1 protein-coding gene is annotated in these 1,048 nt (G+C 63.4%); it reads right to left on the bottom strand.

Translation table 11 applies throughout. The annotated features are described in order from the left end of the window. The coding region (locus tag ACIBH4_RS39650) for an IS3 family transposase (protein ID WP_362770434.1) at positions 1-881 on the bottom strand (881 nt) is incomplete at its 3' end. Between the last annotated feature and the right edge of the window lie 167 nt (positions 882-1,048).

The following is a 1,048-nucleotide window of genomic DNA, read 5'->3' as shown; positions in this document are numbered from 1 at the left end:
GGGCAGGGGCGACGGCCGTGGAACCGTTCTGGGTGGGCCAGGAAGGCCGCGTTCAAGGTGGCGGCCCGCTTGGCGTGGATCTCGACCGAGGAGCCGTCGTGCACGGACGCCGGAGTGTGCATTCCGATACCGGAATGACGATGCTCGTGATTGTAATACTGGAAGAACTGGTCGCAAAAGACGCCCGCGTCTTCGATGGACCCGAACGTTCCAGGGAACGCAGGGCAGTACTTGAGTGTTTTAAACTGCGCTTCTGAGTACGGATTGTCGTTGGACACACGCGGCCGTGAGTGGGACTGGTCGATCCCCAGCAGTGCGAGCAGGCCGGAGACGGTGTTCGAGGTCATCGAGGTTCCACGGTCGGCGTGAATCGCGGCCGGGGCAACTCCGCCGTTGGCCTCGATGGCGTGCTCGATGAACTCCTTGGCGAGGATTCCTGTTTCCGTCGGCCAGATCTCCCACCACACGGTTTTACGGGAGAAAATGTCAATGATGACGTACAGGAGGTAGTGGACGCCGCGTGAAGGTCCTTTCAGCTTCGTGATGTCCCAGGACCATACCTGGTTCGGTGCGTCGGCTTGGAGTTCGGGTTTCTTCTTGGCCGGGTGGACGGCCTGGGCGCGGCGCTCGCCGGATGAGCCGCGCTCGCGAAGGAGCCGGTACATGGTGGCCTGTGAGCACAGGTAGATGCCCTCGTCCAGCAGGATCGCCCACACCTGGCCCGGGGACCGGTCGACGAACCGGGGTGAGTCCAGCACCGCCAGCACCCGTGCGCGTTCTTCTGCCGACAACTCGGCCGGGTGATGAAACGGGGAGCGCTCACGAATCACACGCGGCCGGGGGTTGCGTTTCCGATACACGCCGGCGCGGGACTTCCCCAGGATCCGGCAGGCTTTCTGTGTGCCGACGGCGGCTTCCAGGCCGGGGAAGTATTCATCGAGGGCCTGGTTCAGCTCTCGTCGGAGTCCGCGCTGCTTGAGATGTTTTCCAGCAGCGCGAATGCTTTTCCCGCGATGTCCAGCGCGGTCCTGGTCTTTCCGAGTTCACC

The organism is Streptosporangium sp. NPDC050284, assembly GCF_044459525.1.
GTDB lineage: Bacteria > Actinomycetota > Actinomycetes > Streptosporangiales > Streptosporangiaceae > Streptosporangium.
Note: the sequence above shows the minus strand (reverse complement) of the source record. Positions and strands in the feature narration are given on the sequence as shown.